We start from the raw sequence: 20336 nt of genomic DNA on the forward strand, positions 1-20336 counted from the left end.
GGGTAATGCAGCGGCAAGCCGCTGCATAGTGAACGCCTCCGCTTCGCTTCGGCGGGATTCCCGCGCAAGCGCGGGAATCGGATTCCGCAAGCGGAATCGTGACAGTGAATCAATTCGCGCAAGCGCGAATTGATGGGGATTCCCGCAAGCGGGAATCCGGCTGGCTGGGAGGGATGGTAGCTCGGTCTGATGCACTGTGTAGGTTTTGACTTTGCTTGCTAGGCCTCCCTCTGGTGGCCTGTTCGATTATTGTGGCCGCCTGGGCTGGAGGTGGGCCGGCGCTGGTCGACGGCGGCGTGGCCTCAGCCGGCCACTGCGAGGTGGCCCCGGGTTTCGACTTGGCTCCTGCCGAAGGTGCTCATCCTGCTCCACCCTTGATGGACTCGCGGCCGGTTGTCTCGCTCCAGTGTATCCTGTGCAGTGGCTCTTGATGCAAGATGATGCACTGTGTAGCTTCTGACTTCTGGTGATACCCCCTCTGGGCGGCCCACCCGATTTCCGATTTTCGGCCTGCTCGACTCGTGCTGGTGCCCTGGGAAGGAAATTCAGAAATGGCTGTGAAGCTCCGGCCGCATCAGGTGGAAATGGTGGAGGCGATCGTCCGCGGTCTCGACATCCCGCCCGGCGGCTTGGTGCCGGCCGACGGGCTGCGGGTGACGGCGATCTCGCCGTGCGGCAGCGGGAAGACGATCAGCGCCGCCTCGGCCGCTCTGCGGATCGCGCGGGACGGACGGGTGCTGGTCCTGCTGCCCACCCTCGACTTGCTGACCCAGACCGTGCAGGAGTGGCGCAAGGTCGGGCACGAGGGGCCGGCGGTGGCGGTGTGCTCGCTCCAGGACGACGCGCTGCTCTTCTCTCTGGGCGTGCGGTGCACCACCAACCCCCTGCAGCTGGCCCTGTGGTTCGGCAGCGGGCCGGTGACGATCTACGCCACTTACGCCAGCCTCGAGGTGCTGGCGGCAGCCTTCCAGGGCGCCTACGGACAGCGGCTGGAGCCGGTGGACCTGATGGTGGTGGACGAGGCGCACCGGACGTCGGGCAGTTTGGGGAAGGCGTGGGCGGACGTTCACCGTCAGGGGGTGATTCCGGCGGTGCGGCGGTTGTACATGACGGCGACGCCGCGGGTGTGGCAGGAGCGGGCGGGGTGGCGGCCGCGGGAGGGGGCGAGGGATCCGCTGCCGGAGGAGTTGGCGGCGTCGATGGACGATGAAACGATCTTCGGTAAGGTCGTATACAGACTAACCATGGGAGAGGCAGTCTCCCGGGGGATCCTGGCGCGCTATCAGATCATCGTGGTGGAGATCCCCGACCCCTACCTGCCACCGGAGCGCCTGAGCGGGCCCGAGCGCAACGAGGAGGAGATCCGGGGACTGCGACTGGGCGCCGTCCAGGCCGCGATGATGCGCACCGCGACGGAGCACCACCTCCGAACCATGATCACTTTCCACCACCGGACCCTGGAAGCCGAGGCGTTCGCGGCCGGCCTGCCGAAGGTGGCCGCGCAGCTGCACGCGGACATGCCGGGCTTCTATCCGGCGCCGGAGGACGTGTGGGTGGACTGGCTGTGCGGGGAGCATCCGGCGGACGAGCGGCGGAGCGTACTGGGAGAGTTCGGCGGTTGGCCGGGTCTGGCGGTGCTGTGCAACTGCCGGGTCCTGGGCGAGGGCGTGGACGTGCGGGCCGTGGACTCGGTGGCCTTCCTGGACCCGAAGGGCTCCCCCGTCGAGATTGTCCAGGCCATCGGGCGGGCGCTGCGCAAGAAGCCCGAGGACGACAAGCTCGCCTCCCTGGTCGTTGTCTGCTTCACACGGCCCGGGGAGAGCGAGGAGGACATGGTCACCTCCGCCTCCTACCGGCCCCTGGTGCGCGTCCTGCAGGGCCTGCGGGCCCACGACGAGGAGGCCGTCGACATGCTCGCCCTCCCCACCACCAACACCCCCAACAGGGCGCCGGTGAGGATCGGGGCGCAGCCGGATGAGGGTGAGGAGGAGAACCGGTTGCTGGTGCGGTTCTCCTCGCAGCGGGACCCGTTCTTCCTCGCGGACCTGGTGCAGTTCAACGTCATCGACACCGAGCGGATGGACTGGGCGCGCGGGTACATGGCGGCCAAGGCGTTCCGCAAGCGGGAGAAGCACCTGCGGGTGCCGTACGAGCATAAGGAGGGCGGGTACGGGCTGGGGCGGTGGATCAGCGTGCAGCGGCGCGTGCATGCGGCCGGCGCGATGGAGGGCGGGCGGTTCAAGCGGCTGGAGGTGTTGGGGATGGTGTGGGACGGGCAGGAGGCCGCGTTCCAGGAGAACTTGGCCGCCGCCCGCGCCTGGTACGCCGACCACCGAACCCTGGCGGCCCCGCGCGGGGCGGTGGCGCTCGATCGGGCGGTGGGTCAGTGGCTGTCGAATTGCCGGCGCCCCGGCGCGATGGCCGGGCAACCGGCGCGGGCGGCGGCGCTGGCGGAGATCGATCCGGACTGGAACCCGGACTGGCCCGTTGTCTGGCAGCGGCACTGGGCCGGCGTCGCCTTCTGCCTGGATGGCGGCGCCACCCTGGCGGACCTGGTGCCCGGGGTCACCGTGCACGGCGACGACATCGGCCGCTGGCTGGAACGCCAACGCCGACCCGTCACCTGGCAGGGACTGATGCCCGGCCAACGCGAACGCCTGACCCAGCTCGGGATCGAACTCCACCCCTCCCCCGAGCCGCAGGGCGCAGCGGCGGGCGGGCTGTCTGGTTCGGTGCTGGGCGCAGCGGCGGGCGGGCTGCCAGGTGCGGCGGTCGGGCAGGGCGGCAGCGGACTCGGTGTCGCAGTCGGCCGGGCGGGCGCAGCAGCCGGTGGTGGGTCGGCGTTCGAGCGGGGTGTGGCGGCGCTGCGGCAGTACGTGGAGCGGGAGCAGCGGTTTGTCGTGCCTCGTGGGCATGTAGAGGTCCTGGAGGGTGGTCTGGAGGTGAAGCTGGGGGTGTGGCTGTCGAACGCCAAGACCCGCCGCGACCGGTTGGATGCGGCGCAGCTCGGGATGTTGGCCGGGCTCGGCCTGGCTTGGGCGGTGCCGGTGGAGCGCTGACCAGGGGGCGGGTGGCCGCACTGCGCCTACGAGGACCTTGACCACGCGCTCACCGTCCTGCCGTGCGCCCTGGGCCTCAGCTGGGACGCGTTGGTGTTCGCCGGCGGGCCGGAGGGCGGCCGGCGGGCCGGGTCGGTGTTGTGGTCGGAAGGGTTTGTTGTTGCTGCGGATCTGGGGGTGGTCGGCAGGTTCGACGTGTCGGCAACAGTTTTGATGTCCGATCAGGGATGTTCGCCGCCGGGCGGTTAAGTTGCTTGCCGTGTCGGGTCCGGATCTGGATACTGGGCCTCACGTCCGGCGTGCCCGGACATCGGGCAGACTCGCGGGACCCGAAGGGCTCCGTGAGCGCGTGGGTCTGGCTTCTCCCGGTCCCGTTTCGGCGCCATAGGTGTGCCCGTAGCCGGTCAGGGGCGTTCAGCCGCTGCGCAGGCCCGTACGACGTCAGGCCATCACCCATGGGTGGTGGCCTTTGTCGTGCCCTGCCGCGCAAGGGTAGAGGGGTCCGGTGTGTTCTCCGGCGGTCGGACGCTGCGGCCCCTTTTGCACAGTACTGACAGCACAGCGCATCACCCACGCCCCGAGATGGTCATGCACCTGACAGAGAGGCCCGAGCCCCTGGTGGCTCGGGCCTCCACCCGTTTGGGAACCCGACCACCGCCCGACGAAAGGCACCGCACCGTGAACAGCATCCTCGCGAACGCCCCCGACCTGGTGCCGCCGGTGGAGATCCTCGCCCTCGCCCGGGGCGGCTGGTGGGCAATCGGTCTAGGAACGACGGTCCTGGTCCTGCGGGCGGCACCCGCCGCCATCGCGCAGCTGCGGGGGCTCTTGTGGGACCGGCGCACCGGCAGGCTGATCGAGAGCGCCGCTGCCGACATCGCCCGCACGACCGACCCTCAGCAGCGTATGGCCCACTGGCAGATGCTGGCGCAGCTGTCGCTGGGGTACCGGCCCGGGGCCCCGGACGCCGAAGCGGTGACGACCGCTCCCCCACCGGCCGCCCTGCCTCCGGGCGCCGGCCCACCGGCCCACCCCGCAGCCCTGCCACCGGCCGACCCTCCCGACGTCCCCGGATGACCCCGCCGAGCATCGGGCAGTCCTGCACGCGGCGCAGCAGGGCCGGGTGAGCAGGATGGCCGGCCACATCAAGGCCCCTTCGCTGCAGGTGCTCGCCACCACCGTCTTGCCGCGGTCGGTCGGCCGGCTGGCCGTTGACCCGTTCGCCACCTCGCGGCCTCGGACCTGCCGCTGCCGGTAGATTCTCAGATCTGCCGATGCTGGAGCCGAGGGGGCGCAGTGCAGTTCGAAGTGGTGGATGATCTGCCGGTGCCGGTGCCGAGGGCGTGGGCGACGGGCTGGCTGGTGAGGGACAGGTGGGACGACTGGGGGTACCGGACCCAGTTCTATCTCTACGTCGACACCCCCGAGGGCGATCGCCATGACATCGGGCATGTGAAGATCGCGCAGGATCCGATGCCGCCAGAGGCTCAGGTTCAGCCGCCTGACCGGTTTCAGGCCCTGCCGCGGGGTTACTTCTCCCTCGGCCAGGACGAGTCCTACTACACCCGGCTGCGTGCCCTCGGGGGCTTCCTGAGGGAGGCGGTGCTCATCGGGCTCCGCGACCTGGCCCTGGACAACGTGCTCTTCGACGTGGTCGTCGAGGAGCACGTCGTGAAGAAGTCCTTGCTGCGGCACGTCCAGCCGGAGACGGTGCGAGGTCAGTTCCACCGGATCGCTCAGGGCGGGGCCAGCCTGAAGCCGTACGATTTCGCGTACCTGTCTGCCCCCATCGTGCGCAGCAGGTACGACTACAAGCTCGACTTCAAGGTTGTGCCGAACTCCAACCCGCCCAGCAACGTGCACGTCGTCATCGGGGGGAACGGCGCGGGGAAGACCACCCTGTTCCGGGACCTGAGCTCCTCCTTCCTCGGCGAGGGGCCTGGAAGATTCGTCGCCCATGAGGGCAACGAGGTCAGCTTCACCAACCTGGTCTCCGTCTCCTTCAGCGCATTTGACCCCTTCGGCGCCGCGTTCGCGGCTCACGGGAACAGGTACGTCTACGTCGGGTTCCACCGGTATCCCGATTCCACGGCGGCATCGGTTCCTCCTCTGTCCGGGAGGGAGTTCGCCCGAAGCTTCATGGAGGTCGCCTGGGGGGTGCAGCTGGGTCGGTGGGAGGACGCCATCCGGGTTCTGGAGGAAGCCGACCCCGTCCTCGCTGGCCACGGCATCCTTGTGCTCGGCCACCTGGCCACGGCCAGTCCCGCCTCGCGTGACATCCTCGAAGACACCGCGGCCCGGCTCTACGACCGCCTGAGCTCCGGCCACAAGATCGTCGTCCTCACGGTGACCCGCCTGGTGCAGACCGTGGCCGAGGAGTCCCTGGTGCTGATCGACGAACCCGAGACGCATCTGCACCCTCCGCTGCTGTCGGCGTTCGTACGCGCGCTCTCCGAACTGCTCGTGCAGCGGAACGCCGTCGCCATCGTCGCCACCCACTCACCTGTCGTCCTGCAGGAGGTACCGAGGAGCTGTGTCTGGAAGCTCCGCCGCAACGGCGACCTGCTGACGCCCGACCGGCCGACGATCGAGACCTACGGCGAGAACGTGGGCACCTTGACCCACGAGATCTTCGGCCTCGATGTGACCCACTCCGGCTTCCACCGGGAGCTGCGCCGTGTGGTGGCCGACTGCCGCACGTACGAGGAGGTTCTGGCCCGTTTCGGCGATCAGCTGGGCGGCGAGGCGCGAGCGCTGGTCCGCATTCTTCTGGCGACCGAGCACGCCACGGACGCGACCTGATGCTGCCGGTTCCCCCACCATGCCATACAGCCGTCAGTACCTTCCTGAAGTGTGCCTGCATGATCCAGGACACCGCATTGAAGGAACGGATAGTCGCCGCCGCCAGTGCCGTCGAAAGAATGTCTCAGTGGTACGAGGCCACGGCGGTGTCCAGGTGTCTCCACATCCTGCGTCCCGAGCAGTTCAGGCCGGAAGGCGGCGGGATGGGCGAGCAGCTTGCCATCACCTCCGACGACCTGCGGACCGAGCTGTACACCAAGCGCATGGCCAAGCCCGGGTCCCCCGGCCGCCACATCTACGACGCACTGCGCCAAGCCGCCCCCAACGGCATCTGCCCCCTGTGCGCCGTGGGCGTCGTCAGCACCCTGGACCACGTCATGCCGAAAGCGATCTTCCCCGCCCTCGCCGTCACCCCGCTCAATCTCGTCCCCGCCTGCGGGGACTGCAACAAGACCAAGACCGACCGCGCCCCCGCCACGGCCCGGGAACAGTTCATCCACCCGTACTACGACAACCTGGACGGGGTGACCTGGCTCCACGCCGAACCCCTCTTCGAGGACCCGGTGCGGATCGTCTTCTCCGTCCGCACACCCCCGGACACCGACCCCGACCTCACCGCACGGCTCACCCACCACTTCACCGCCCTGAAGCTGGCGGAACGCTACGCGGCCCACGCCGCCCAAGAGCTTCTCAGCCAGGCGAAGCTCATACGGGATCTGCGGACACTCCCCGACCCTGGGCAACTGCGCGAGCACCTCGACCAGCAGGCCGACACCCGCTCCGCCGCCAACCCCAACTCCTGGCAGAGCGCCATGTACCGGGCTCTCGCCGACAGCGACCGATTCTGCTCACAAGCCATCTGAGCGCCAGCGAAGCGGCCCCGGCCGGTGATGCCCCCGGCGCTGGAGTGCCTACCGGGACGCCGCGGCCCGTCCGTGCTCGCCGTCGGCCGCCGCCCCCAGGTACCCCCGCGCCTTCAACAGGAGCACCCGGGCCCGGCGCAGGTGACGGATCACCTGCGGTAGCAGGGTGCCGCGGAAGCGATCGGCCACCCGCAGCTCGTCCGCGGCCGCATCGAGGAGGTCACCGACGTGGCGGACAGCTTGGCCGCGGGCGCTGGCCTGGTACTCGACCGCCAGCAGCGTCGCGGTGTCGGCGAGCTCGCCGACACCCGGGTCCTCGACCGGATCCGCGCCGAAGAACACCAGCCCACCGGCCAGCTCGGCCAGGAGATCGTTCCTGCGTACCGCCACCACGAACTCACGCTGTGATCATGCCCCATGACGGGACGTATCGAAGCGTGAACAGGTCAACCCACCCCGCACGCAAGGAACATGAACCGCGCAGCACCCGCGCCGACCGGACCCGCGACCGCCAGCCGGCAGCCGGGAGCAGCACCGGGCACGGCCGGGCGGGTGGACGCAGCAGCCTCCGGCGGGGACGGTGCCCGACCTGATCGGGCGGCGGGACGGGCGGCGCGGTAGGCCCGGGTCGGACCTGCGCCGGCCCAGGGCGGGCAGCGCGCCCGCAGGTGCGGGCCGCCCCGACTGGGGACCGCATGGCCCGGCCGAGGCGCGGGACGGGCGGCGGCAGGAGATTCTTTCGCACGGGTCCCGCCGGGTACCCCACCGTCCGGAGAGTGCACCGAAGATTCTCCTGCCGCGGGGCTCCCCCGGTGCCTGCCGGCGGCCGCGGGGCGGCGGGCCGTCACCGGCCGGCCGGTGGTGCGCCAGCAGTTGGTGGCCGGCGGCCGGGTGCGCGGTGGGACAAGGCTCTGCTCTCAGGAGGGGCGATGTCCGTGCTGGTAGTGGAAGCCGGTGTCCGGGCCGCCGGTGAACACCAGCGCGTCCCGGCCGAGCCCCAGCGTCCGCAGCAGGACGGTAAGCGCGTGGTCGGGGTCCTGATGGGTGCGGTGCAGCCAGACCCAGGTCTCCGCCTGGCCGTAGGTCATCAGGCTGAGGGCGAGGTGCAGGCGCTCGACGGTGAACACGACGGCGTCGACCAGCGCCAGCAGCCCAGCACCGATCGCCGCGTCCAGGACCTCGGCCACCGTGAGCTCCGCGCCGACCATCAGCTCGCCAATCAGGGCAACGGCCGGTGCCGGGTCGTCGCGGTCGCTGAACCCGTCCGACCCGCGCAGGGGGGCGCCGCCTCGGCTGGCCCCCGCGCGATCGCCGGCTCAGCAGTCGGGGCGGTCCTCTTCGCGGGTCGCCGCCCCGTCGCCTGGTACGAGCACCTTGTCAGGGTCTGTGCTCCCGGCATGGGCCGGGTTTGCCGGGCGGCAGGCAGGCGAGGTCTGGTGGCGCAACTGCCGGTGTCGCCAGAGGGCGCGCCACCAGGCCAGCCGGTGCGCTGACTCCTGTGGGAAGACCGACTGGATGGCAATGACGACCAAGCCGAGGGCGAAGCAACCAAAGGCGGCGGCGGTCAGCCACGACGGCGCGTCGACCAGAGCCAGTGCCGTACCGCCGATGCCGGCTGCGACGGAGGTCATCAGGGGCCGATTGCTAGTGATCATGTGCAAGCTCCATTGGATGGATGCGCTGTCGGTGCGCGCGATGGCAGGGATCCGGACTGGCGTGCTCGGATCTGCGTCCACCTTTCAGGAGCACGGGCAGACTGATGTATCGGTGGGTGTCACATACGGCGTCCGTACTGGTCGAACGCCCGTTTCCATGCCTCCTGCATCGAGTACTCGAGGAGGAGGCCGCGCTGTCGGTGGGCTTGGGCAGCGAGCCGCTCCACCTGCCTGGCGGGGACTCCGGCAAGGAGTTCGTCGATCACCGTGTGACCCGGCCATCGCCAGGTGGCCCTGGTCACCCGGAACTGCGATCCGATGTGCGTACCGTTCGGTCGCCGCTTCTCGATCTGCTTGCCGAATCGCACGGCGAGGCGTCGGAACTCGGGAGCGCGGTCCCGGACCTCCTGGAGTTGCTGAAGTCGGTGTCCGTCGAGTCCGCCTTCCTTGAAGTCGTCAAGGGTGGCGTCGATGTCTCTCTGTGTCGTGGCACGGGCTAGGGCCTTGGCATCACGCCGCTCCTCAGCGGTTATGTAGCCGAAGGTGTGCGCCAGGTCGGCGGGGATGTCCAGGGCGATGCGCGGAGTTGGTTCATCCTCGAATTCGTGGTTCCAGTCGATGAGCGCGGCCTCGATGAAGCCGCTGACCTCTTTGGGCAGCAGTCCGGCGGCCGCAGCGGTCAGCGGCTCGATGCCGGGCACGGGCTTCCAGCCGGGCCGGCCAGGTCGGCGCAGCAGCGGCCAGACGACTTGGGTGCTCTTGTGGGGGAAGGTCAGCACCTTGCCGTGGGCTGCCCAGGTCGCGTACGGCTCGGGCAACTGCCCGGTGGCGGTCTGGTCGGGTGTGTGGGCGTGCCAGCTGGCCGGCGTGCGAATCAACCAGCCAGGCGGGGTCATCAGGCGGTTGGCCCGGGTGTCTTCCGCTACCAGCCACGCTTCGAAGTCGTGCAGTTCGACCCGTCGGTAGGCCCGCCACACCGCTGTTCCGCCGCGTCCGGTCCAGTCGTAGCTGGTGGCTCCCCGCAGCAGGCCTTCACGGCGGTAGCCGGCGGCGTGGAGGGTGTCCTGGTACAGGTCGTACCAGTCCTCAGTGTTCTGCCCGTGGAGGAGCTTCTCGTTGGCCCTGGCATCAGGGCCCGTCAGCATGTCGCGCGCGATGTTGGCCATCACCTGGTGGCGGGCCGAGGAATGCCAGGCCACGTCGTTCTCCAAGGCCTTGGCGACGGACAGCACACGCTGCGCTGACCCGTCGTCCTCGGGCGTCTCTTCCGAGCACTCCAGGGCCATTCGAAGCTCTTCAACCTCTCTCAGGAGGTTCCTCTCCGGCTTGGTGTTGGTCGCGGCCGTGGCCAGCTTCCATAGGCCGAGCGCCGCGTTGTGGCGCAGCAGCGGGAGCAGGTCGTCCAGGAAGTCGTCGGTGAAGTGTTCGGCGCGCGCGATGGCGGTCATCACTGCATCGGTCAGCGTGCGGCTCTGGTAATCGCGGTGAGCGCGCTCGTACTGACCGGGCAGCGTAAGAGACACGGCGCGGGAACGCTCCAGCAGGCTGGCGGGCGCGCGCAGCCGCAGGGGTCGGTCTCGCCTCGGGTCACGGCGCCAGCGCGGCGCCAGCGGGTAACGCAGCACGGTGGAGATGTGAGTGCGCCGGTTGCCAGGGTCCAGCTCTTGCTCCTGGGCTTCGACATGCTTCGTGAGCAGTTGGCGGACCGTCTCGTCACGGGAGGTCCCCCACCGCTCCCGGACGGTGGCCAGGGCCGCCAGCGCGCAGAAGGGCAGCCGGACGTTGGTCTCGACGTGATCAGGCACCCGGTCAGTATCGAGGCCGCGTGCCCGCGCAGGGGCGGTCAGCTGGCAGTGGCTGGCCGACGCCCAGGGGCTGGCGCCCCGCCAGAGCGCGGAGGTCCGCTACAAGCGGCTGCTCGGCGACCGGTTGACCGGCCGCGACGTCGCCTGCCGGCGTGAGCGCGAGCACTGCGCCCGGACGGAGGGTGCCTGGTACTCCTTCAAATACGCCCAGAACCGGCAGCCCGTCGGCCCCGAGCTCCTGCACGGCATCGCCGAGGCCAACGCCGTTGCCGAGGAGGCCGACGGCTGGTAGCGGGGCAAGACGCCGGGGCCACGCCGCAGGCCGCTCTGCAGCTGCACCACCTGGTGGAGGAGGCGGTCGTGATCGCCCGGGTCGCGTCCCGGCAACTGCCTGCAGCGCCGGGTCGAACACCGGTTCCGTGACTGACCCTCACCACTATCGGCCCGGACCGCAGGCGCTACGGCGGCCCGTCGGGAAAGCCCTGTGCGGCGGCACGGTATGCGGTGGTCGACCCGCCTCAGGTCACGGCCCGGCGGGCGCGGGCGCGAGCGCGGGCCGCGTCCGTGGCCCGCACGCCCTGGGCAGCCGGAGTCGTGCCTGCCAAGCGTAGGTGCAGTCGGTGGACGCGCAGGTTGAGGGCGATGGAGATCCGGGGGCGGGATGCGTCGCGGACGGCGGCGACGGTGGCGGCGCTGGTGTCCAGGCACGCGGCGAGGTAGGTCGCGGGCCAGCCTTGTTTCGCCAGTTCCGCCAGGACCGCGGCCGCCGAGTGCGCGCAGGTCAGACCTCGGCCTGGGGTCGGCAGCCGGTCGGAGCCAGGAAGCGGGATGCCGAGGACGGCCTCGGCTGTGCTGCGGGCGATCCGGGCCGGACGCCGCTCGGGTGTGCGCAGCAGGCGGCGGATGAGGGTGACGGAGATGCCGGAGGCGTCCGCGATGTCCTGGGCGGACATGCCGCGGCGCACCAGCACGGCAGCCCGGACGGCGGCAGGGGCCGAGTCGACGCGGGCGGTGTGTCCCTGGGCGCGGTCTTTGTCACGGTGACGGCGGGCGCGCAGCGCAGCGTCGCGGCAGGCGGGGCGGGTGCAGCCGTAGTCGGCGCAGGACGCCTGCCCGTGGCGGACCCGGCTGGGGACGGGCCGGCGCGGTGGCTGCCCGCCGGTGCGCTGGTCCTGGTCGGCCGTCACCAGCACGCTTCCTCCTTAATGTCAGGTGGCAGTATGCCTGGCGCCGGAAGCTCGGGCGGGTGAACCCGGTGGCGACGGTCACCGCACGCGTCCCCCTCCGGGGGCCGTGGGGGGCCGGGGTCGTTCGCGGCTACCCGGGTCGGGCCTGCGGCGCCGGGTCGCCGGCCCCGCGCCGCCGCCGTGCCGTTCGATCGGTGGGCACCTCGCCGGCCAGGCCGGCGGCGGTGGGGGGGTACCGGTGGCCGGTCCGCCCGACCGTCCTGAGCGAGGTGGGCGCACGCCATGGCCGGCGCGCAGGAGGCGATGGGCAAGCAGCCGGCGAAGGTCAAGCAGCGCCAGCGAGGTCTAGACCTCGACGTAGCCGACGACGACGATCGTCTGCCGGACGGTGACGTGGTAGATCACCCGCACGCGGTCCAGGTCGTCGCGGTAGTCGCGCAGCTGCCCGCCGCGCAGTGGGTGGCCGAGGTCGGGGCGCACCGAGATCGCGACCAGGGCGCGGTCGAGGCGGTGGATCTGGGCCGCGGTCAGCTTGTCGAGCTGGCGGGCCGCCAGGTCAGAGAAGGCGACCTCGGCGCGGGGCGGGGATTCAGGCGACACGCTGCTCAGTCTGCCCGCTCGCCAGCTCCGCGAGGCGCTGTTCGCGCAACTGCGCCCACGGCGTGCACGTCTCGGGATCGGGCAGGCCGTTCTCGGCGACGTCCTCCAGGAACGCGGCCAGCTCCTCGGCCTTGCCGCGCTCGTCCTGGGCCAGGGCACGCAGCGAGTCGGCCGCCTCGGTGTCGAGCGGCGTGCGGCCGCTCTGGTTCGACGTCATCACGCTCTCCATCCAGCCCCCGGTGGACTGGGCCCGGGGGTAATGCAACCACGGTATCCACCATCGCGAGAAAGGGAACCGTACTCGGTGAGGTTCGCGAACTCGACCGCTGTTTCGGCCGGACGTTCGCCGGCGTCTGGCCGGGCGCGTCGGCCACCGGGATGGGCGGGCGGTACTGCGGCGGCCCCGAGGACGGGACGGGGCGACGGGCTGCGACCCGGGCGCGGCGCGGTGATGCCGGAGGGCTGCTGCCTGCCGCACCATGCCCAGGCCTCCGGAAGGGCGGTGTTCCATCCTCCGTGAATTGTGGTCGTGCAGCCGGACCACATTCGGGCGTTCACCGTAAATCCCTCCGTCCGGGGGTCAGTACTGCACATCAATTGCTTGAATTCCAGTGAATTCGACCTCCAGCCCCTGGGCGCGTCCGCCGTCCTTGAAATACACTTCCTGGAATCCCTCGGCCATGATCTCGCGCATCTTTTGGTCGCTGGCACCCTCGTCCTGGGCGGCGAAGAGGCGCTCGGCCCACTGCGGGGGGAGGTGGACGGTCAGGTGCCGCAGCCGGGCTTCGTCGGTGGTGCCGATGGGGGCGGTGTAGCCGAAGTACGCCCATACCTCCACGGTGATGCCGCCGGTGGTGGCGGCCTTCTTGCGGGCCTGGCGGCGGATGCCGGGTTGCCACACCTTCTGCAGTTCGCGGTGCAGGGCCTCGCGCAGCGCGGCGCGGGGGTGCTTGCGTTCGCCCTTGAGGTAGCGGCGGACAGTGTTCGGGTCGATGCCCAGGCGCTCGGCGACGGCTTTCTTGTCGCCCTTGGCAGCGCGCACGAGGGCCCGCATCTGGGCCTGTGCGGACTTCGGCGGGGCCTGGGTGAAGTGTTCGGGCGCGGCCCGGTCGATGGCGTCGGTGACCTCCTCCACGGTGTCCTACTTCCCGTCGACGGTGTTGGCGTCGTAGCCCTTGATGTGGCGGGCCGGGTTGATGGGCTGGTCGCGCTCCAGCCAGTCGACGACGGTCAGCATGGTCTGGACGCCCTCGACCTTCGACAGGCCGGGGGTGGCGCCGAGGCGGAACGTGCCGGGCAGCACCCGGCCGGCGCCGGTGAGCGGCAGGAAGTCCAGCGGGCCGGGGCCGGGGCTGGCGTAGACGACGCAGTCGTTGTTCACCCCGAGCGGGTAGCGGCCGTTCGCCTTCGCCACGTTGGCCATCTTGCGGTGCATGTTCACCCGCGCCTTGGCGATGACCGCCGCCCGGATGTCCGGGCGCCAGGTCGGCCGCTCCAGCGCCGACCACGGCTCCCCCGGCTTGTAGGTCAGGCCCTGGGGGCGCTCGCGCAGCTTGCCGAGCCCGAACTTCACCGTCGACTTCACCGCCGAGAGCACCATGGCGATCTGGTGGTGACGCCACCCGGCCGCGTGCAGCTGGTCGTCGCTCATCTGCGCCAGGTGCCCCAGGCCCTCGGCGGCCAGCGCGGCGCGCAGCACGTCGAGGTCCTCGCCCGCGCCCGGGTTCTTGAGGAGGCGGTGGGCGGTCATGGCGGCGAGGAAGGCGCGTTCGTCGGTGTCCTTGTCGACGGGGATGCCGGCTTCGGCCATGGTGGTGACGTAGGCCTCGCGGAGCCGGTCGTGCCACGGGTCCAAGTAGGCCCCGGGTGTCTCGCGCAGGTACGCCTCGATGGGGTGGACCTGCGCGCCGATCTCCACCGCGTAGGCGACGGTGGGGGTGGCGTACCAGGCCGGGCCGGTCGGCGGCTGGCCGGTCGGGGTGAACGGGGAGGGCAGGCGCGGGTCGGTCGGGATGTGCGAGAGGTCGACGAACCAGGAGCCGGGCTTCTTCTTGTCGAAGACCGGGTTGGTGACGTGGACCGGGCCGGACAGGCCGACGCTCAGGCGGGCGGCGGCGGCGAGGTAGGCGGTGTTGATGTCGATGCCCACCGCGAACGGCTGCACCATCTCCGCCTCGGAGAGCGTCTCGACCGGCCGGGTCCACTGGTACGACTCCTCGTCCAGAAACCCGCCCGTCCAGCCCTGCGCCGCCGGGTGCTCCAGCGGAACCTCCGGCGGCGCCGCCTCGTAGACGTCGGCCAGCGCACCCGGGTTCGGCCCCGACACCCACCCGCCCGTCACCTCGTCACGCACCGCCCGGGTCGGCGGGCGCAGCGCGGTCATCAGTTCCAGGCCGCAGGTGGCGGTGGAGCCGCGGGGGGTGATGACGCGCTGGGCGTAGATGCCGAGCACGCGGGCCAGATCCGGGGCCGGCAGGTTCGCGGCCGCGCCCCAGGCGCGGGTGTCCAGGGCCCGCCAGGGCAGGATCGCGAGCTGCACGCACTGGCGGCGGCCGTCCTTGACCGGCCGGTAGATGCGCGCCCACGGGCCGAAGCCGCGGCGGGTGAGCTGCCACTTCGAACGGGCCAGCGCCTTGACCGCCTTGTGGTCCTCCGGCAGGCGCTGGGAGCGGCGGGTGGCCGGGTCGTCGTCCAGGGTGGCCGGCAGCCCGAACCTGGCGGCCGCATCGGCGGTCAGCACGACCAGCGGGTCGCCGTCGCGGCCGTTGCGGTGCAACCGGGCCGTACCCAGGCCGGACTCGGCCAGCGCCCAGGTGACCAGCTGCGCCAGCGTGGTCGCCGGGCACTCCAGCACCAGGCCGCCAACCCCGTACGCGATCCCGTCCCCGTCCAGCACGACCAACGGCCCGTTGGGGAACTGGCCGTCGAAGTACGGGGCCGCCGGGCGGGCGGCGCGGCGCAGCGGCTGCCCGGCCCGGACCGGCTGCCTCGCCGTACCGCGGACAGACGGGGGAGCGTCGTCCGACTCCTCGGCCTCCAGAGAGGCCTCTTCAGCGGTATCGCCTCCCACGTGGACAGCGGGCTCCGGCACGGGCTGCGGGGCGGGCTTCGGGGTGAACGCGGCCGGGACCTGATCGACCGTCGCGGCGCCCGGGGCGGAGGTCGGGGCCGGGTGCTTCGCCGCCCATCCCTCCAGCAGCCGCACGTACGCCTCCAGGCGCGGCGGTTTCGGCTGGCTCCGACCGTTCTCGTAGTTCTTCACCGTCTGCACGGTCGACTGCAGCACCTTCGCCAGCTGCGCCTGGGTCACCCCGGCAGCCTCCCGAAGGCGCGCCCGCTCCCCCGGCTCCGGCAGCCGCGGCCCCGGCTCGGCGCCGGCCAGCAGCGCGTCCACGGCCGCGAACAACTCGTCCTGCGTAGGCATGAAGCCTCACCTCCAAGTCCAACCTAACACAGAATTAGCCACTTTCGTTAGCTTTTACATTGGACCTAGAATTTAACCCTTGATGATAATGCTTTTCATTATTCGGTGCGCAGTCCCTCCCCTTTGGGATCTTGTCGGATCGGCGCGCGACTCCCAATTGGCTGGATGCCGCTGCGCTGCACGGGGGTGAGCTTCCCCGAAGCGGGAGCGGTGATCTCGTGACGCACTTTCAGCCGGTGGTCCCTACGGCAGGGCGCGGTGCTGGACAGTCGGCAGCCTGCTCTGCGGCCACACTCTGGTCAGGCTCGGCACCCGGTGCCGCACCGCTCCGGTGCTCCGTTGGAAGCGTTCAGCGGGGGCGGGCGGCACGGGAGGCCAGGACGGCTCGCAACCGCTCGCGTAGGCGCGGCAGCGAGTCCCTGGCGCCCAGGAGAGTGAGGAATTCTGCGGTTTCCCAGACGGTAAGCGCACCGTTGCGGGCGTGGTACCAGCCGAGTCGCTCGATGCGGTAGTCGTCGTTGTAGTCCAGGAGCAAGTATCCGGCCAGCTGGTGGATGTCCTTCCCAGGAAGCTTGTCCGGGGTGAGGGTCGCCTTGACGTCGACGAGGGTGCGATCCGCGATCCAGTCGGCGTCGGCGCCGGCGACATCCGCACTGCCGGCGAAGGTCGGGGCCAGGACGACCAGTTCCGGGGTGGTGGCTGCGCGCAAGGCCTCCAGTCCTCCGTGGCGGGATCGCTCCACCATCGCGACGATGTCCCGAGCCTCATGATCGGGTACGGCCCGCAGCAGGGTCTCCAGGGTGAGGGAGCCGTCGGCCTGCGCCAGCGCAGTGGACGACCAGACCTGCCCCGTGCGGAAGACCTCTTCGAACAGTGCCGCGACATAGGCGAGGCGGGCGAGGCGCTCCTCCGTCTCCCTCGCACGAATGACGGGCAGGGAACGGTCGTCGAGCCGTTCACGGACGATCAGCTCGTCGATCGTATCGAGCAGCTCAGCGCCGACACGCTCCAGGACCGGGGCGTACTCGCCGGCCATCGAGATCCCGGCGTCCACGGATCGGCCTCGCAGTTGGACTGCCCGCAGCGACCAGCGCAGACGATGGTCGATCGCCGCCCCCAGTGTGCCCCACCGGGCCTCGGCCTGCGGCTCGGGCCGCTGCGTCGGCAGCACGTGCGAGCGGGTCGCCCGGTATGAGGCCCTCAGGGCTCGCAGGGCAGGCAGCTCGGTGTCGAAGAAGACCCGCAGGGCGGACGTCTTGTCGTCGAGAAGTCGGGTCAGGCTCACAGAAGGTTCTCTTTCCGAGCAAAGGGAGCGACGATCAGGGCCGCGAAAAACGCGGCGATTCAGCGGACGTGCCGCGAAAAGGGCCGGGGCGCCACCGGGGCCCACAGTGGCACCCCGCGCTCTGAAGGAGGTAGAGCGGCGCCACGGCCCGGCAGGCAGCCATTCACCACACAGAGGGCCTCAACAGCGCTCGGCCCTTGCACAGTCACCCACCGAACTCCTCAGCCTCCGCAGCCGCCGGCCCCTGCGCATCGAGCTTGAGCAGCCGCGAGGCAATCGCCCCCTCGTTGCGGCCGAACTCCTCGGCCAGTTCACCCAACGACACACCCTGGGCGCAGCGGTCGAGGAGGTCTTGTTCTTCCTCGGCCGTCCAGCGCTTGTACGCGTTGGGATGCACGCGTCGCTTCTCCTCGACCGTGTAGGCTTTTTCGGCCTCGGGCTGCGTGGGGACAGGCCGTGGGGCGGGAACCAGGTCTTTGGGGAAGGGGGCCAGGCTCAGGTCGGCGAGCTTCCAGCGGATCGACTTCTCAGAGCGTTCGAGCTGCTGCGCGATGTCGGCCGGATCTCGCCCCTCGTCGTGCAGGTCAGTCAGTCGGCTCTCCTCCTCACCGCTCCAGAGTTCCCCGGTACGAGGTGGCCGGTGAGGAGCACGTGGGCCGCTCGGAGCGGCTTCGCGGCCGTGCGTGCCGTCCGTACCCGGGGCACCCGTCAGCAGGCGGACGATCAGCGGGATGTCGACGGAGAGGACCTCTCCTCGCAGTTCCGTGACCACCTCGCCGCTCGGATCGCAGCCGATGATGCCTACCCGTCCCCGGCCGGGAGTGTCCGAGTCATACGACAGCTCGTATCGGCGTGCACCGTCCGAGGTATGAGCGGTGATGGTCCGTCGGGTCGTCTCCGCAAGCATCCACTGCCGCGCCGGCCAGGGTCCCTCCCCCGGTGTCCGGCCGGCACCCACATCATCCGTTCCTGCGTCAACGTTTGCAGACATCGTTCGATGATCCTTTCCACCCGATGTGCTGGCACGGTCGGCTCGAAGCGGCGCGAGGCCCCAGGCCGCGCCGCCTTACCGCGGCTTGTCGAATGCTTAGTCAGGAGCTGATGAAACGTCAGTCATGCTCCTGGAACTGCGATTTGCCTACCATCCAATCTCTTGCGGCCCCGACGATATCAACCGGGCAGACGAACGACACCGGAAGCGAAGAACCTCCGAAACCATGGACGCGACGCTGTCACAGGCCCCTGCTACGCTCGGCACACCGCCACCCTGCGGACCGCGACGTCCAGGAAGCGGGCAGGGGCCCATTTTCAGGGCTTCCGCCAACGCGCTACCAGCCCCGCCAGCCCCGCCCGAGGGACAGATCGCACGCCCAAAAAGCACCCGACACGGTGAACTCCCCACTACGCAGGGACCGTAGGCGCGCACCGACCACAGCAAGCAAGCCAAAGGACGGCAAGAGCAACCAGGCCGGTCGGGGTCTGTACGGTCTTCGGCTCATACAAGATTCTCGTAGCCGGTGATCGCTTCGGAGCGTGTGTCAGCTGAGCAGGATGCGCTGACGCAGGAGGCGGTATCCGGCGCGGCCGTAGGTCTGCCTCTTGAGCAGCTTGATCTTGTTGTTGACGCCTTCGGTGCGGCCGTTGTGCCAGGGCAAGGTGAGGGCGTGCTCGACGGCTGTGCGATCGCGTTCGAGCCCGGTGACGTAGGCGTGCAGGAAGGGCAGGTCCGCGGCTCGGACCTGGGTGATCCAGCCGGTCAGCGCGTCGGCGTTGGCCGGTGCCGGGGTGAGCAGGGCGGCGAAGCCGGTCGTCGCGGCGGCCAAGGCCGTCATCTCCGGGCAGGCCCCGGCGAGCTGGTCGCGCAGCACGAGCTGCTCTTCGCGCAGGTGGTCGGGGTCGGTGAGCAGGAGGCGGGCCACTCTGCGCGGGGAGAGGCTGGCGTGGTCGGCCTCGACCCGTCCCTGGTTGATGTAGCGGACCAGGAGGTTCGCACTGCCGCTGTAGCCGAGTTCCTTGATCTCGGCCAGGAGGTGGGTGACGGGGACCGCGGGGTCCTCGGCGCGGCGTCGGCGCAGGTGGTCGCGGTAGGGATCGACCAGGGTGGGCCGGTACAGGGGCGCCGTCACCATGCGTTCCGGCTCGGTGTGGCGGGCGTAGCGTTTGACGGTGTTCAGGGCGAGGCCCAGACGGCGGGCGCATTCCAGCAGGCCGACCCCGGCACCGAGGAGCTGGTGGACCTGCTGCCACCGCTCGCGGGTGGTCGCGGCGCGGGTGCCCTCCCGCAGGGGCGGGCCGGCCTTGGCCCAGCAGGCGCTGTGGGCCCTGATCTCGCTGGTCGCGGCCTCGGCCAGGCCGTGCCACAGGTGCCAGCGGTCGCAGACCTGCGTGATCGCGGGGTTGGCGTCCGTGGTGGCCTGTGCGAAGCCCCCGGCCCCGTCCCGGCAGACAACCGAGATACCGGGGTGGTCCTTCAGCCAGGCGGTGACCGTCTCCATCTTCCGGTCCGGCAGCACCTCGATCCGCTCACCTGTCACGGCGTCGATCAGGATCGTGGCATAGCGGTGGCCTCGGCGCAGGGCGAACTCGTCGATCCCCAGTACCCGCGGGACGGCCCTGGCCGGCAGGGCGACGCGCATCAGGCAATTCAGTACGCACGCCCAGGACAGCGCCTGGTGCAGCACACTCAGTAGCCGGGCCCCGGCCGACCCGGCCAGGGCCACGGCGACCGCGTCGATCACCTTCTGCAGGGCTGGCGTGCGGCGCTGGTAACGCTTCGTCAGCCCGTCTACCTGCTCTGCGAAGGTGGCCTTCTCGCAGTCCGGGTTCTCGCAGTACAGGCGGCGCACCGATAAGTCGATCACGACCGGGCGGCCGCCGACCGCCTCGTCCGCGACATGCCGCTCATATCGCGAATGCACCCAGTCCGATACCTGCCCGCACGCCGGACACGCCGCTTCGGCGTCATCCCTGGTCCGGGCCGTGATCCTCAGCAGATCCCCGCCAGCCTCCACCCGATCGACCCGCACCGCGGCCAGCTGCGGCAGAAGGTCCCCCACCACGACAACACACAGCCCAGCCTCTCACCGCCAACCAGCCAACACCAGAGGCAAGTCGAAGCGATCACCGGCTACGAAAATCTTGTATGAGCCAGATCGCTTACACGCCCGAGGCCCTCGCCGTGAGCAGCCCGGCGAGGGCTTTCCCCACCTGCACAAGGGTCGCTGCGCGCCTGCCGATTGCCGCCGCTGACGCCGTGCAGTTGGCGTCATGCTGGGCCAGTTGAGGCTCCATCGGACACCGGAGGAAGTCCGCACCTGGGCCCGTCACCCAGGAGGCGGGCCGGACGCCGAATCACACTGGCAGAGATCGGGTTCGCAGCTCCCGAGGAGTCCATGGCAAGCAGCGCTGATCCGGTCGAGGCGGCTGCGATCCTGGGTCGCGCGGACGTCGAGCACTGTCCTGCCGGTAGACCTTCCACCGTTCCAGGCGCAGCGCCGTTCGGGCGGCTGCTCCTCGGCTCTGTTCCTCGCGAAGTGATCGTGCATCGCAGGCGGGTTCTGTTAGTACTGCAACGGTGCTTAGCGTGACGGTTGTTGGGTTCGCTCGTTGGGCTGTTCATGGGTGGGGACATATCCGAGGTCGATGCTCGTCGCTGG

At 70.4% G+C, this 20336-nt stretch carries 17 protein-coding genes; 5 read left to right on the forward strand and 12 right to left on the reverse strand.

The window, feature by feature from the left end:
- Positions 1–551 precede the first annotated feature (551 nt).
- The 4 genes from ABZ497_RS34400 (at position 552) to ABZ497_RS34415 (ending at position 6724) form a co-directional block, all read left to right on the forward strand.
- The gene (locus tag ABZ497_RS34400; protein WP_359811461.1) at positions 552–3059 is read left to right on the forward strand and encodes a Helicase associated domain protein; all 2508 of its coding nucleotides are present in this window, start codon (positions 552–554) and stop codon (positions 3057–3059) included.
- 678 nt (positions 3060–3737) lie between these two features.
- Positions 3738–4136: a hypothetical protein gene (locus tag ABZ497_RS34405; protein ID WP_359811463.1), complete on the forward strand. Its 399-nt coding sequence runs from the start codon at positions 3738–3740 to the stop codon at positions 4134–4136.
- A gap of 219 nt (positions 4137–4355) precedes the next feature.
- Positions 4356–5861, forward strand: a complete 1506-nt coding sequence (locus ABZ497_RS34410; protein ID WP_359811466.1) for an AAA family ATPase — start codon at positions 4356–4358, stop codon at positions 5859–5861.
- 203 nt (positions 5862–6064) lie between these two features.
- Entirely contained in the window at positions 6065–6724 is a 660-nt protein-coding gene (locus ABZ497_RS34415; protein WP_359811469.1) for an HNH endonuclease, read from the forward strand.
- A 48-nt stretch (positions 6725–6772) separates the two neighbouring features.
- Here ABZ497_RS34415 and ABZ497_RS34420 read toward each other — a convergent pair whose 3' ends face one another.
- From ABZ497_RS34420 to ABZ497_RS34435, 4 genes are all read right to left on the reverse strand, one after another.
- Positions 6773–7117 (reverse strand): hypothetical protein, encoded by a 345-nt coding sequence (locus ABZ497_RS34420; RefSeq protein ID WP_359811472.1) that lies wholly within the window; start codon positions 7115–7117, stop codon positions 6773–6775.
- 524 nt (positions 7118–7641) lie between these two features.
- Positions 7642–7932: a hypothetical protein gene (locus ABZ497_RS34425; RefSeq protein WP_359811474.1), complete on the reverse strand. Its 291-nt coding sequence runs from the start codon at positions 7930–7932 to the stop codon at positions 7642–7644.
- 108 nt (positions 7933–8040) lie between these two features.
- Positions 8041–8379 carry a hypothetical protein gene (locus ABZ497_RS34430; RefSeq protein WP_359811477.1) on the reverse strand — a complete coding sequence of 113 codons (339 nt, stop codon included), beginning with the start codon at positions 8377–8379 and terminating at the stop codon, positions 8041–8043.
- 119 nt (positions 8380–8498) lie between these two features.
- The gene (locus ABZ497_RS34435) at positions 8499–10184 is read right to left on the reverse strand and encodes a hypothetical protein (RefSeq protein WP_359811480.1); all 1686 of its coding nucleotides are present in this window, start codon (positions 10182–10184) and stop codon (positions 8499–8501) included.
- 124 nt (positions 10185–10308) lie between these two features.
- Between ABZ497_RS34435 and ABZ497_RS34440 the strand changes: the two genes are divergently transcribed.
- Positions 10309–10476: a hypothetical protein gene (locus ABZ497_RS34440; protein WP_359811482.1), complete on the forward strand. Its 168-nt coding sequence runs from the start codon at positions 10309–10311 to the stop codon at positions 10474–10476.
- A gap of 226 nt (positions 10477–10702) precedes the next feature.
- On the opposite strand, the gene ABZ497_RS34445 is transcribed toward ABZ497_RS34440, so the two are convergent.
- The 8 genes from ABZ497_RS34445 to ABZ497_RS34480 all read right to left on the reverse strand — a co-directional run bounded on the left by ABZ497_RS34445 (position 10703) and on the right by ABZ497_RS34480 (position 19739).
- A complete protein-coding gene (locus tag ABZ497_RS34445) occupies positions 10703–11377 on the reverse strand; it encodes a hypothetical protein (protein WP_359811485.1) in 675 nt (224 codons plus the stop codon).
- A gap of 339 nt (positions 11378–11716) precedes the next feature.
- A complete protein-coding gene (locus ABZ497_RS34450; protein ID WP_359811488.1) occupies positions 11717–11971 on the reverse strand; it encodes a type II toxin-antitoxin system RelE/ParE family toxin in 255 nt (84 codons plus the stop codon).
- Positions 11961–12188, reverse strand: a complete 228-nt coding sequence (locus ABZ497_RS34455) for a hypothetical protein (protein WP_359811490.1) — start codon at positions 12186–12188, stop codon at positions 11961–11963. The genes ABZ497_RS34450 and ABZ497_RS34455 overlap by 11 nt, the downstream gene beginning before the upstream one ends.
- Positions 12189–12551: 363 nt before the next feature.
- On the reverse strand, positions 12552–13106 hold the full coding sequence (locus ABZ497_RS34460; protein ID WP_359811492.1) for an XRE family transcriptional regulator: 555 nt from the start codon (positions 13104–13106) through the stop codon (positions 12552–12554).
- Between the two features lie 6 nt (positions 13107–13112).
- Complete coding sequence (locus ABZ497_RS34465; RefSeq protein WP_359811494.1) at positions 13113–15395, reverse strand: helix-turn-helix domain-containing protein; 2283 nt, start codon at positions 15393–15395, stop codon at positions 13113–13115.
- A 349-nt stretch (positions 15396–15744) separates the two neighbouring features.
- Complete coding sequence (locus ABZ497_RS34470; RefSeq protein WP_359811496.1) at positions 15745–16680, reverse strand: hypothetical protein; 936 nt, start codon at positions 16678–16680, stop codon at positions 15745–15747.
- Positions 16681–16885: 205 nt separating this feature from the next.
- Positions 16886–17671: a hypothetical protein gene (locus tag ABZ497_RS34475; protein ID WP_359811499.1), complete on the reverse strand. Its 786-nt coding sequence runs from the start codon at positions 17669–17671 to the stop codon at positions 16886–16888.
- Between the two features lie 547 nt (positions 17672–18218).
- Positions 18219–19739: an ISL3 family transposase gene (locus tag ABZ497_RS34480; RefSeq protein WP_359811500.1), complete on the reverse strand. Its 1521-nt coding sequence runs from the start codon at positions 19737–19739 to the stop codon at positions 18219–18221.
- Positions 19740–20336: the final 597 nt, after the last annotated feature.

It is taken from the genome of Kitasatospora sp. NPDC005751 (assembly GCF_040630835.1).
GTDB lineage: Bacteria > Actinomycetota > Actinomycetes > Streptomycetales > Streptomycetaceae > Kitasatospora.